At 59.5% G+C, this 12,700-nt stretch carries 11 protein-coding genes and 1 tRNA gene; 4 read left to right on the forward strand and 8 right to left on the reverse strand.

The window, feature by feature from the left end:
- The first annotated feature begins 26 nt into the window (after positions 1 to 26).
- Positions 27 to 911 (forward strand): sugar phosphate isomerase/epimerase family protein, encoded by an 885-nt coding sequence (locus CWM61_RS11550; RefSeq protein ID WP_004152193.1) that lies wholly within the window; start codon positions 27 to 29, stop codon positions 909 to 911.
- 23 nt (positions 912 to 934) lie between these two features.
- Positions 935 to 1,834 (forward strand): myo-inosose-2 dehydratase, encoded by a 900-nt coding sequence (iolE, locus tag CWM61_RS11555; RefSeq protein ID WP_002886970.1) that lies wholly within the window; start codon positions 935 to 937, stop codon positions 1,832 to 1,834.
- A gap of 197 nt (positions 1,835 to 2,031) precedes the next feature.
- Here the strand turns inward: iolE and CWM61_RS11560 are convergent, their stop codons facing one another.
- The 8 genes from CWM61_RS11560 to CWM61_RS11595 all read right to left on the reverse strand — a co-directional run bounded on the left by CWM61_RS11560 (position 2,032) and on the right by CWM61_RS11595 (position 10,412).
- Positions 2,032 to 3,342 carry an ABC transporter substrate-binding protein gene (locus CWM61_RS11560; protein WP_023323534.1) on the reverse strand — a complete coding sequence of 437 codons (1,311 nt, stop codon included), beginning with the start codon at positions 3,340 to 3,342 and terminating at the stop codon, positions 2,032 to 2,034.
- Entirely contained in the window at positions 3,335 to 4,408 is a 1,074-nt protein-coding gene (locus CWM61_RS11565) for an ABC transporter ATP-binding protein (protein WP_100631258.1), read from the reverse strand. Before CWM61_RS11565 ends, CWM61_RS11560 begins: the two co-directional genes overlap by 8 nt.
- Positions 4,409 to 4,413: 5 nt before the next feature.
- Positions 4,414 to 5,238, reverse strand: coding sequence for a phosphodiesterase (locus tag CWM61_RS11570; RefSeq protein WP_074387227.1), 825 nt, complete (start codon positions 5,236 to 5,238; stop codon positions 4,414 to 4,416).
- A gap of 10 nt (positions 5,239 to 5,248) precedes the next feature.
- Entirely contained in the window at positions 5,249 to 6,136 is an 888-nt protein-coding gene (locus CWM61_RS11575) for a carbohydrate ABC transporter permease (protein WP_008807110.1), read from the reverse strand.
- On the reverse strand, positions 6,126 to 7,010 hold the full coding sequence (locus tag CWM61_RS11580; RefSeq protein WP_165785265.1) for a carbohydrate ABC transporter permease: 885 nt from the start codon (positions 7,008 to 7,010) through the stop codon (positions 6,126 to 6,128). The genes CWM61_RS11575 and CWM61_RS11580 overlap by 11 nt, the downstream gene beginning before the upstream one ends.
- Positions 7,011 to 7,140: 130 nt before the next feature.
- Entirely contained in the window at positions 7,141 to 8,160 is a 1,020-nt protein-coding gene (gene ahr / locus CWM61_RS11585; RefSeq protein WP_100631259.1) for an NADPH-dependent aldehyde reductase Ahr, read from the reverse strand.
- A gap of 111 nt (positions 8,161 to 8,271) precedes the next feature.
- Positions 8,272 to 9,741: a SulP family inorganic anion transporter gene (locus CWM61_RS11590; protein WP_094310997.1), complete on the reverse strand. Its 1,470-nt coding sequence runs from the start codon at positions 9,739 to 9,741 to the stop codon at positions 8,272 to 8,274.
- Complete coding sequence (locus tag CWM61_RS11595; protein WP_100631260.1) at positions 9,738 to 10,412, reverse strand: carbonic anhydrase; 675 nt, start codon at positions 10,410 to 10,412, stop codon at positions 9,738 to 9,740. The genes CWM61_RS11590 and CWM61_RS11595 overlap by 4 nt, the downstream gene beginning before the upstream one ends.
- A 593-nt stretch (positions 10,413 to 11,005) precedes the next feature.
- Here CWM61_RS11595 and CWM61_RS11605 point away from each other — a divergent pair.
- Both CWM61_RS11605 and CWM61_RS11610 read left to right on the forward strand, forming a co-directional pair.
- A tRNA-Leu gene (locus CWM61_RS11605) sits at positions 11,006 to 11,090 on the forward strand.
- A gap of 186 nt (positions 11,091 to 11,276) precedes the next feature.
- The gene (locus tag CWM61_RS11610; RefSeq protein WP_100631261.1) at positions 11,277 to 12,542 is read left to right on the forward strand and encodes a tyrosine-type recombinase/integrase; all 1,266 of its coding nucleotides are present in this window, start codon (positions 11,277 to 11,279) and stop codon (positions 12,540 to 12,542) included.
- Positions 12,543 to 12,700: the final 158 nt, after the last annotated feature.

Raw genomic sequence — 12,700 nt, forward strand, 5'->3', positions numbered from 1 at the left:
GGAACTTCTTTGCACAGGTAACGACGATGAAAATTGCCTTTGATGTGGATGTGATTAAGGACCTCGGGATCACCCGCATGGTCCATCAGGTAGCGGAGTGGGGCTACAAGTACATTGAACAGTCGCCGCACCCGCAGATTAACCCGTTCTACAAGCACCCGCGCGCCAGCCGGGAGATCATGGCGGAGTACAAGCAGGCGCTGCGCGATACTGGCCTTGAGCTGTCGTCGTTTATCTGCGTCTACCGCTGGTCCGGCCCGGACGAACTGCGCCGTCAGGCGGCGGTGAAAAACTGGAAACGGCTGGTGGAAATTGCGGTGGAGATGGGCGTTCAGGTGATCAACACCGAGTTCTCCGGCGATCCGAATCAGCCCGAAATCTGCGATGAAATGTTCTATCGCTCCATGGAAGAGCTGTTGCCGATTTTTGAGCGGGAAGGCATCCGCGTGGAGATCCAGGCGCATCCCTGGGATTTCTGCGAAGAGAACAATGAAACCGTCGATATCGTGAAGTCGTTCCGCAGCGATAACGTGAAGTACGTCTACAGCGTGCCGCACACCTTTTTCTACGACAAAGGCGTCGGCGATGTGGCGAGCATGCTGCGCTATGCCGGGAGCGATCTCTCCCATGTCCTGATTGCGGACACCCGCAATCATACGAAACATTGCCGCTATATCGTTAACCCGCCGGGCGTGGATGCCGTGGTGCACCAGCACGTAGGCGTCGGGGAAGGGGATGTGGATTTCGACGCGCTGTTCCGCACCCTGCGCGAAATGAAATTCGCCGAGCAGACCTTCAAGGTCGGCGGGGAGCCGATTGTCGCCACCTCGCTGTTTGGCTACCCGGAAAAAATGAAATACCAGGCAGTGGAAACCCGTGAACTCATTGAACGTGAATTGCTGCGCCGGTAAGGCGCAGCGGCAGGAGCCCTACTATGAACAAAGATAACGTCAAACTGGCTATCGCCCCGATCGGCTGGACTAACGATGATATGCCGGAGCTTGGCAGCGAAAACACCTTCCAGCAGATCGTCAGCGAAATGGCGCTGGCCGGCTTTACCGGCAGCGAAGTCGGCAGCAAATATCCGCGCGACCCGGCGGTCCTCAAGCCGATGCTGGACATCCGCGGCATTCAGATCTGCAACGCCTGGTTCAGCACCTTTTTCGCCAACGGCCAGCGGGAAAAAACCATTGATGAATTCGTCAATCACATGAACTTCCTTCATGCGATGGGCGCGAAAGTGATTGGCTGCTCCGAGCAGAGCGGCAGCATCCAGGGGCTGGATAAACCGATCCTCGGCGATGCGAAGCCGTGCTTCAGCGACGAAGAGTGGCAGCGGGTGGCGGAAGGCTACAACACCCTCGGTCGCCTGGCGGCGGAGAAGGGGATGCAGGTCTGTCTGCATCACCACATGGGCACCGGCATTCAGACCACCGCGGAAATCGACAAGTTTATGTCGCTGGTGGACGAGCGCGTCTTCCTGCTGTTCGACACCGGTCACGCCTGGTATTCCGAAGGCGGCGAAGCGCCGATGCTGGCGATCCTCAAAAAGTATCTGCCGCGCATCAACCACGTTCACCTGAAAGACGTGCGTCCGCCGGTGATCGACCAGGTGCGCCGCGACGGCCTGTCATTCCTCGACGGCGTGAAAAAAGGCACCTTCACCGTCCCGGGCGACGGGGTGATCGATTTCCGTCCGGTGTTCAAGCTGCTGGACGATTTTGGCTATAAAGGCTGGATGGTGGTGGAAGCCGAGCAGGATCCTGCCCTGGCCAATCCTTTCGAATACGCCGTCAAAGCGCGCAAATATATCCGCGAAACGGCAGGGATCTAATCGTTGTGACATTTTCAGGCCATACCGGGTATGGCCTGCTTTTTTCCTTCCCCCAATCCCTGTCCCCACTTGCAAACGGCTTAACCACGGCGCCGGGCAGTTCCCTCTCCCGGGCTCAGGGCTCAACCACAGCGCCGTACCGTCCCCTCTCCCTCAGGGAGAGGGCCAGGGTGAGGGTGACGATGACGGGCAAAGCGTCACTTCACTTCCGCCAGCGCGGTCTTATCCACATAAGGTTTCATCAGCGCGTCGGCTTCCTTCTGTGCCGCCTGCACCGCCGCTTCCGGCGTCACTTTGGCATCATTGACCACCGCCGCCAGTTGGTTCTCCATCGCCTTACGTACCGCCACGGTCTCCCAGGTGGAGTACCACGGATGGGCGTACTTCAGCTGCTCGAGCGCGATCGCCGCCCGCGGATCCTGCTGCAGATAGGCCTTCATCTCCGGCGTATCGTATGACGCCTTGCGCGGCGAGAAGTAGCCGGTGAAGCGGCTCCATGCGCCGTTCACGTCGGGGCTCACCAGATAGGTCAGGAACTGATACGCCGCTTTCTTCTGCGCCTCGTTGATGCCTTTAAAGCTCACCAGGCTGGCGCCGCCGATCGGCACCGCGCGCTGCTCTTTGGCCGGCAGCATCGCCACCCCAAGCTCAAAGTCTTTGCTGTTCTCGCGCATAAAGCCCAGCGCGCCGGTGCTGAGCATCGCCATCCCGAGCTTGCCGGAGAAGAATGCGGCGCTGATCTGCTTCGAGTTCAGCACCCCGGACGGCATCACCTTGTCCTTGTAAATCAGATCCTGCCAGAAGCGCAGAGCACCGATGGCGGTCGGCGAGTTGTAATAGACCTCGCCCGGATAGTCTTCGTTAAAGTATTTCCCGCCGTTGGCGCGCACCAGCGCCGAGAAGATCCAGCCGCCGTAGTCGTCATTGGTCGACGGCAGCATGATCCCCCACTGGCCTTTGCTCTCGTCGGTCAGCTTTTTGGCATCGGCCAGCAGCTCGGCCCAGGTCTGCGGCGGCTGTTTGATCCCGGCCTGATCGAACATCGTCTTGTTGTAGTAGAGGATCGGCGTCGAATTATGGAACGGGATCGCATAAGTGGTGCCCATCACCTGGGCGTTCTTATGCATCGCGGGCCAGAATTCCTTTTGCAGAAAATCGCCGGCCTTTTGATCGCCATATTTAAACAGCTCATCCATCGGCAGGATCTCATCCTTCAGCGCCAGATCGGTGGTGAAGTTGGCGGACATGATCACCAGCGCCGGCGGCTGGCCGGCCTTCTGCGCCGATTCGGCTTTGATCTTGGTGGTGTCGTAGTTGCCGGTGAAGATCCCGCGCACTTCGACATCCTGCTGCGAGTCGTTGAATTGCTTAATGACGCGGGTCATCTCCATGGTCAGCTTGCCGTCCACCGGCGCCGGGAACATGAAGTCTATTTTCTCTTTTGCCAGCGCCGCGCCGCTCAGGGCAAGACTGAGGCCAACTGCGACTACCGTAAGAGGTTTAAACATGATTACACTCCATCAGTAAATTATGCTGGGTCTCAGCATGAAAAAGATGCACATCGGCAGGTGAGAAGCCGATCGGTAGCGACTCGCCTTTCTCCGGCACCGTGCCGCGGTGGCGGCGGCTAAAGCGCAGGGTGCCGATCGGGGTGCTGACGTGGAGCAGGTAATCGGCTCCCATCAGTTCTCGTTGCAGAACGGTGGCCGGCAGGCGCAGATGGCCCTCCTCCACGCGGTCAGTAATATGTTCCGGGCGAATGCCCAGCCAGACGCGGGTCTGATCCCGGTGGCGCGGCGGCAGCGGATAGCGCTGTTCTCCCAACAGTACTTCACCGTTGGCGCAGGGCAGCGACAGCAGGTTCATCGCCGGCGAACCGATAAACCCGGCGACGAACAGGTTGGCCGGGTTGGCGTACAGATACTCCGGACGCCCGACCTGCTGCACGTGGCCGCCGTTCATCACCACGATGCGGTCGGCCATCGACATCGCCTCGGTCTGGTCGTGGGTCACATAGATGGTGCTGGTTTTCAGCTGCTGATGGAGGGCCATAATGCTGTCGCGCACTTCGCTGCGCAGACGGGCGTCGAGGTTGGAGAGCGGCTCGTCCATCAGGAACAGCCGCGGATTGCGCACGATCGCCCGGGCCATCGCCACCCGCTGGCGCTGGCCGCCGGAGAGCTTCGCCGGTTTGCGGTCGAGCAGCGCCTCCAGCTGCAGCATCTGCGCCACCTTATCCACCCGCGGCTGCCAGCTGCTTTTCTCTTCCTTGCGCACCTTCATGCCGAAGGTGATGTTGTCGCGCACCGACAGATGCGGAAACAGGGCATAGTTCTGGAAGATCATCGCGAAGTTGCGCTCGCGCGGCGTGGTGGCGGTGATGTTCTCATCATGCAGCCAGATCTGGCCTTCGCTGACCGGCTCCAGCCCGGCGAGCAGGCGCAGCAGGGTGCTTTTCCCGCAGCCCGACGGGCCGACCAGCACCACGAATTCGCCTTCGTGAATATCCAGCGACAGGGCGCTGAGCGCCGGTTTGCCGTCGAAACGTTTACTGATGTTTTGCAGACTGAGCATGGCGGTTAGCGCTCTTCCGTTGGGCAACTGATGTTTTCGTCGTACAGCCACGGGCCGGCGTAGTGGGCCAGCGAGTGCTGATAGCTCACCCACTGCTCGCCGACCTGACGGTGCATCAGGCACGAAGCCGGGGAGAGGTCGTAATAGGGCCGGGTGTCTTCGTGGCAGTACGGCACCTGATGGACGGTGCCGGGAAGGGTGGAGATCAGCGCCTGGCGATACTGGGTCATGGTCAGGCTGTGGTTATGGCCGCAGAAGATGCGCGTCAGCGACGGGAAACGCTCCACCAGCGCCAGCAGACGGTGGCCGTTTTCGCAGGCAATCGGGTCCATCTGCGCATTGCCCAGCGGCAGCGGCGGGTGGTGCATAAACACCGTTGCCGGTTTGTCGCCGCCCTCGAACAGCTGCGCCTCCAGCCAGCTGATGGTCTCGTCGGTCAGCCAGCCCTTTGAGGTGCCGGCGCGGCTGGAATCGATAAACAGCAGGCGGGTGGCGAAGTCATCCACGGCATAGCGCATATTTTGCGGATCGTTGCCCAGCTGCGGGCACAGCGGGTGAAGATGCTCGAGAAAATGGGCTTTGTCGTCGTGGTTGCCGGGGATCAGATACAGCGGATAGTTCAGGCTGCCGAGGATCTGGCGGGCGACCTGATACTCCTCCGGGCGGCCGCAGTTGACGATATCCCCGCTCACCACCACCGCGTCCGGGCGCTCGCGCAGCGCGTTAAGCTGGGAGACCACGTCGGCGTTGGCGGCATTGACGTCGATAAAGCCGTACAGCTTCTCGCCGCGGCTGCGGAAATGGGTATCGGAAATGTGCGCTAACAGCATGAATCACTCCTTATTTGATCCCGGAGAAGCCGAAGCTCCGCAGGAACTGTTTCTGAAAAAGGATGAACGCCAGCATCAGCGGTAGGCAGACCATCAGCGTCCCGGCGCCGATGGTGCCCCACTGGCCGCCGGATTCGGCGCCCATGGCGAAAGAGACCAGCCCGACGGTCAGCACCTGCTTATCGGGATCGTTGAGCATCATCAGCGGCCACAGGTACTCGTTCCAGTGGTAGGTAATGCTGACGGTGGCGAAGGCCAGCACCGACGGCCAGGACATCGGCAGCAGCACGCGGAACAGCACCTGCCACCAGCGGCAGCCCTCCATCAGCGCCGCCTCCTCCAGCTCTTTCGGGATGGCGAGGAACGCCTGACGCATCAGGAACACGCCGAACGCCGAGGTGAAGTAGGGCATCATCACCCCGGTGAGGGTGTTGAGCAGGCCGAAGGTTTTCAGAGTCAGCATGTTCGGCACCATCATCACTACCGGCATGATCATCAGCTGCACCAGGAACAGGAGAAACAGCGTCTGCTTGCCGCGAAACTCGTGGCAGGCGAAGACGTACCCGGCGGTGGTGATGGTCAACAGCTGCACGAAGAAGGTGCCGAAGGTGAAGATAATGGTGTTGGCATACAGGCTCAGCCAGTCGGCGCTGTTCCAGGCGTCGCGGAAGTTATCGAGGGTCAGCGGCAGGCGGGGCAGCAGCGACGCCATATCGTCGCCGAAGGTGGTGGCGCTGAACGAGGTCGCCAGCATCCAGATAAACGGGCTGACCCACAGCAGCGCCAGGCAGCACATTAATACTGTGAGCGTAAAGGGCGACGAGCGGCGCAGGCGCAGCCACAGCGGACGGGCAGCGGCGGGCGTGCGGACCAGCAGCGGCGAGATTTCAGCGCTCATAGTGGGCTCCTTTCTCCAGCAGTTTCAGGTTAATCAGCGAGAAGGCGAACAGCCCGGCCAGGGTCAGGAAGGTGGCGGCGGAGGCTTTGCCAAGGTCGTGGGTATCCCAGGCGAGATTCTGGATGTAATAGAGCAGCACGGTGGTGGCGTTGTCCGGCCCGCCGCGGGTCATCACCGCCACATGGTCAATCTGGGTGATGGAGTAGATCAGTGCGGTGGTGATCACAAAGCTCAGCGTCGGGCGCAGCAGCGGTAGCGTGACCTTAAAAAAGACCTGCGTGCGGGTAGCCCCCTCCATCTGCGCCGCTTCCCGCGTCGAGGCCGGAATGCTCTGCAGCCCGGCGAGGAAAAACAGCATGTAGTAGCCGGCGAACTTCCACACGCCGATCAGCGCCAGGGCCAGCAGCGCGCTGTTGCTGCGCCCCAGCCAGTTGTTGTTCATCGGGCCGAACAGCTTTGCCAGATAGTGGTCGAGCAGGCCGAGGCCGGGCATAAAGACAAACAGCCACAGCGCGGCGGCGCTGACCATTGGGATAATCATCGGGAAGAAGAAGGCGGTGCGCAGCCAGCGGTTGACGCGATGGTTCTCGCTGAGGGCGACCGCCAGCAGCAGGGCGAGGGTCACCCCGGGCACCACCGTCAGCAGGATATAGAGCAGGTTATTGCCCAGCGACTGCCAGAAGACGTTATCGGCAAACAGGCGGGCGAAGTTATCCAGCCCGACGTACTGCGCGCCGTCGCTGACCATGCGGGTATCAAACAGGCTGTCATACACCGAACGCCCCAGCGGGAACCAGGTAAACAGCAGTAAAAACAGCAGGGAAGGCGACAGGATCAGCCAGGGAAGCCAGGTCTTTCTCATGGTGACGCGCATCTCGTTCAGCCATTTATCGAAGCCCGGATTGTGGGAAGCAATGACTACAGAGGCATGGCGGGGAGATGACGGTTTGATTAAGCGACGGGGAAAACGCCGGGCGAGCGGGCCGCCCGGCGGGAGAGAACCATCAGAAGTCGGCTTTCAGCACCGCGCGGTAGCGGGCTTTGCCTTCGCGAACGTGCTTCAGCGCTTCGTTAATTTGCGACATCGGGAACAGCTCGGTGGTTGGGGCCACTTTGCTGCGCCCGGCAAACTTCATCAGCGTGCGCAGTTCGGACGGATTACCGGTCGCCGAGCCGGAGATGCTGCGGTCGCCGCCGATCAGGGTAAAGGCCGGTACCGGGAACGGCTTCATCACCGCGCCGACGGTATGGAAGTTGCCGCCGTAAGCCAGGGCTTCGAAGTACGGCTGCCAGTCGAGGTCCACCGCCACGGTGTTGATGATCAGGTCAAACTGACCGGCCAGCGCTTTTAAGGCTTCCGGATCGCGGCTGTTCACCACGCGATCGGCGCCCATCGCCAGCACTTCCTGCTCTTTCGCCGGGTTGGAGCTGAAGGCGGTTACTTCCGCGCCCATCGCCCGCAGTAGCTTAATAGCGATATGGCCGAGGCCGCCGATGCCGATCACCCCGACGCGGCTGGTGGCGGTGACGTGGTGGGTCAGCAGCGGTTTAAAGACGGTGATGCCGCCGCACAGCATCGGGCCGGCGGACGCCAGATCGATGCTCTCCGGCAGGGGGATCACCCACTGCCAGTCGGCGCGCAGCTTATTGGCGAAGCCGCCGCGGTTGAGAATGGTCGGCACCGAGCCTTCCAGACAGTTGATCTGGTTGCCGCTGATGCAGGCGTCGCAATGGCCGCAGCTGCGCGCCGTCCAGCCGATGCCGACCTTCTGGCCAATCTTCAGCCCTTTATCCTGCGCCGCGCTGCCCAGCGCCGCCACCCGGCCAATCACCTCGTGACCGGCCACCAGCGGGTAGCTCGACATCCCCCATTCGTTGTCGATCATCGACAGATCCGAATGGCAGATCCCGCAGTATTCCACTTCAACTTCGACATCTTCCGGCTGCAGCTCGCCGGCATCGAATTCCCACAGCGACAGATCGGCGCCCGCTTCTTTGGCGGCGTAGCTTTTAATGATGGTCATGTTCATTTCCTTGGGGTTGGCGTGATAACCCAGAAAGTGTAGAGCATGGTATTCCCCAGCGCTTGGCAATCGGAGGGGTCGCGAAGCGGGCGGACCAGCCGCCCGTTAAGGTCAGCGGCTGGCGAGCGGCCACTGGTTAAGGCGGATGCCGCGCTGCGGGGCGTTCTCGGCAAAATCATCCAGCACCGCCTGCACGTCCGGGTCGAGATAGCCGACGCTGTCGTGCTCGACGATCACCACGCTCTTTTCCGGAATTTTCGCCAGCAGGGCCAGCAGATGCGGATTGTGCATAAAGGTCAGATTCTGCTGGATCCGCAGCACGTAGTGGTCATCGTAGCGCGCCAGCTGCAGCGAGTGGCGATGGCTGCGCCAGAGGCTGAACGCCATCTGGGTGGCAAGACCAATCCCGATCCCCGCCAGCATGCCGAAGGCGATAATCCCGCCGATGGTGGCGAGGAACGGGACGTACTGCGCCGCCCCCTGGCGGAACTGCTCGATGAACAGCCGCGGCGTCGCCAGCTTATAGCCGGTATACAGCAGTACGGCGGCGAGGCTGGCGAGCGGGATCAGGGTCAGCAGCCCGCTGAACCACAGGCCGCAGATCAACAGCAGGACGCCGTGGATAAAGATCGACAGTTTGCTCTGCGCGCCGTTGCTGACGTTCACCGAGCTGCGGACGATCACCGCGGTGATCGGCATCGCCCCCAGCACGCCGGAGAGCAGGTTGCCCACGCCCTGGGCGACCATTTCACGGTTCGGCGAAGGCGGCGGATTTTGCGGACGCAGCTTTTTCAGCGCCTCCTGGCTGAGCAAGGTTTCGAGGCTGGCGACCAGCGCCAGGGTCACCGCCACCACCCACACCGACGGATTGCGCCACGCGCTCCATGCGGGAGACTCCAGCTCGCCCAGCAGATCGCCGAGGCTGCCGAACGCCGGCAGGGTAATACGCGGCAGGGCGGCCAGTTGCTGCGGCGCAAAATGGGTCAGCAGCAGGGTGGTCACGCAGCCGAGCAGGACGGCGATCAGCGGCCCGGGGATCCAGCGCAGGCTCTTCACCCGGCGGATAAGCGGCGAGCCCCACAGCCAGAGCACCAGCAGGCCGCCCGCGGCGACGGCAATCGCCTTGACGGAGAAAGCGGCATTGCCCTGAACCACATCGGCAAGCCCGGTCTCTTCCGCCGTGCCGAGTGCGACGGGGATCTGCTGCATAATTAGCAGGATGCCGATCGCCGCCAGCATACCTTTGATGACGCTGGCGGGAACCAGCGAGATAAAGCGCCCGGCCCGCAGAATGCCGAACAGCAGCTGCAGCACGCCGGCCAGCACCAGCGCCATCAGGAAGACGGAGAAGGAACCCAGGGATTCAATGGCGGCGACGACGATGGTGACCAGTCCGGCGGCGGGGCCGCTGACGGCGAAGCGGGAGGGGCTGAGGGCGGTGACGACCAGGCCGCCGATGATGCCGGTCAGCAGGCCGACGAAGGGCGGTAAGCCGCTGGCCTGGGCGATGCCGAGGCACAGCGGCAGGGCGACAAGGAAGACGACGATGCCGGCGAGAGAGTCCTGACGAAGCGTGTTCATGGGGCGTGCTCCTGCGGTGAGAGGTGTTCGACGAGGGTGGTTAAATGGCCGGAAGCCAGATCGTAGACGCAGCCGTGCAGGCTGAGCGGCCGCCCGCTGGCGAGCACCGTCTGCACCGGCTCACTCTCCAGCAGACGGGCGAACTGGGCGCGAACGTTGGCTTCCACCAGGGCGTCCAGCGCATGGCAAGAGGGCTCCGCGTCGGTGCTGGCGCTGGCGCCGGGGGAGGCCGCAACACAACACCCATCGGCGATCTGCGCAATTTCGTGATGCAGGGTGTGGCGCAGCTGGCCGATGCGACGAGCCAGCGCCGAGGACTCCTGCGCCAGCGGCAGGGTGGGCAGGGAGAGCGCCGCCTGCACGCCGCCGCAGCCGTAGTGGCCGCAGAGCACCACCCGCTCCACCTCAAGGTAGTGGAGGGCATACTGCAGGACGCTCATGACGTTATCGTCGGCGGGGTCGAGCATGTTGGCGATATTGCGGTGGACAAAGAGCTCGCCGGGCTGGCTGCCGGTGAGCACCTCGGCGGGCACGCGGCTGTCGGAGCAGCCGATCCACAGCGAGTGGGGCCGCTGCCCGTCGATCCATTTTTCGAAATAGTCCGGATCATGCTGACATTTCTGCAGCGCCCAGCTGCGGTTGCGGGCCAGCAAAGGTTTTAACGTCGTCACAAGTATTCTCCTGAGTTAATTCATCGAGTGAATATGTCCATCAAGACTCGTACAGCGGCTAGTAAAAATAGTGTTTACCGGAACCCTTCACGCCTGAGGAAAATCCTGGAATAAACGGCAAAAAGAAAACTTTTCATTAATGTAAAGTTATAAAAATATTGATGAAATTAATATTTGGCTGCGGAGTGGGTGAATAACAAAAAAGCATTGGCTAAAACTTTCTGGAATATATGGGAATGATGGTGGGTGGGGTTGGGGGGAATATTTGAGGAGTGGATATTGGGGATGAGTGGGGAGCGTTGGGTTGTGTTGAGGTATGCGGGTGAGAGTGATGTGAGAACAATTTGAGATGATTTTGAGTGGGGTTTGGGGGATAAAGGGGGAAAGGGGAGTGGCTGGCAGGTGGAGCTGGGGTTGTGGGGGTTGTGAGAGGAGGGGCGCTGGTGGCCGTCGCGCTATGGAACGGCGGTAAAAGGTGACGCCGCGCAGGATAGCGCTGTTTTTTTCAACACTTAGCGCGATGACGACACGCTGTCGCTTGCATGACCGCCGCCGACAGGTATAATCCAGAACGTTTCCGCATCCCCTTCAGTGCCGAAGTGGCGAAATCGGTAGACGCAGTTGATTCAAAATCAACCGTAGAAATACGTGCCGGTTCGAGTCCGGCCTTCGGCACCAAAAGCATGTAAATGGACCTCACCTGAGGTCTTTTTTTATGTCTAAAATCCAGTATTTATCTACCTTTCCCGCTATCTTAACTCTCTCAAGGTCAACCGACATCAACGTACATCTACCAACAGATGTTGGTATAGATGATGGTATTTCCGGTTCGATAATGCTTGTACCAACAGGGAGGGGATAAGCATGGCTCTAACAGATATCAAAGTCAGAACAGCCAAGCCAACGGATAAGCAATATAAGCTGACCGATGGCAGCGGTATGCACCTTCTTGTCCATCCAAATGGTTCTAAGTACTGGCGTTTGCAGTACCGTTATGACGGCAAGCAAAAGATGTTGGCACTTGGGGTTTACCCTGAAATCACACTGGCGGATGCCAGAACACGTCGTGACGAAGCGCGTAAGCTACTAGCGAATGGCGTCGATCCGGGAGACAAAAAGAAAAATGATAAGGTTGAACAGAGTAAAGCACGAACCTTTAAAGAGGTAGCGATCGAGTGGCATGGCACCAATAAAAAGTGGTCTGAAGATCACGCCCATCGTGTGCTAAAAAGTCTGGAAGATAATCTCTTTGCAGCGCTTGGTGAACGTAATATCACTGAGTTAAAAACGCGCGATTTATTAGCGCCCATTAAAGCCGTAGAGATGTCTGGACGTCTTGAGGTTGCTGCTCGTCTTCAACAGCGCACTACGGCCATCATGCGTTATGCAGTGCAAAGTGGGTTAATTGATTATAACCCGGCACAAGAGATGGCTGGGGCGGTTGCTTCCGGTAATCGACAACATCGTCCGGCGCTGGAATTAAAGCGCATCCCTGAGTTGCTTGAGAAAATAGATAGCTATACCGGCAGGCCGCTAACCCGCTGGGCGACAGAACTCACTCTGCTTATCTTTATTCGGTCCAGTGAGCTGCGTTTTGCTCGCTGGTCAGAAATCGATTTTGAAACGTCAATGTGGACCATCCCACCTGAGCGGGAGCCCATTCCTGATGTGAAACATTCTCAGCGAGGTTCAAAGATGCGTACACCGCATTTGGTGCCGCTTTCAAAGCAGGCGCTGGCGATCCTGAAGCAGATAAAACAGTTCTGTGGCGAACATGAGCTGATCTTTATTGGCGATCATGATCCGCGTAAGCCAATGAGTGAAAACACCGTAAACAGTGCGCTACGGGTGATGGGATATGATACTAAGGTTGAGGTTTGCGGCCACGGCTTCCGTACAATGGCCTGTAGTTCGTTAATTGAGTCAGGACTATGGTCGAAGGATGCGGTTGAAAGGCAGATGAGCCATATGGAACGCAATTCGGTGCGGGCGGCGTATATCCATAAAGCGGAACATCTGGATGAGCGCAAGCTGATGTTGCAGTGGTGGGCTAATTTTCTGGATGCGAATCGGGAGAGAGCGATTACGCCGTTTGACTATGCGAAGATCAATCGGGGTAATGGCGTGTGAGTTGAATGCCTTTATTTCTAGGTTGATGCTTAAATAAAAAAGACCAACCAGCCCGTTTAGGACTGGTTGGTCGCTGTAATTTTTTACCGTTGTTATCAGAATTCCACTATTCTAGTAAGCAATCACTAGGAGATAATCTCTATGCTCAAATATGCAGC

Origin of the sequence: Klebsiella sp. K-Nf6 (assembly GCF_002806655.1) — a bacterium.
Taxonomy (GTDB): domain Bacteria; phylum Pseudomonadota; class Gammaproteobacteria; order Enterobacterales; family Enterobacteriaceae; genus Klebsiella; species Klebsiella variicola.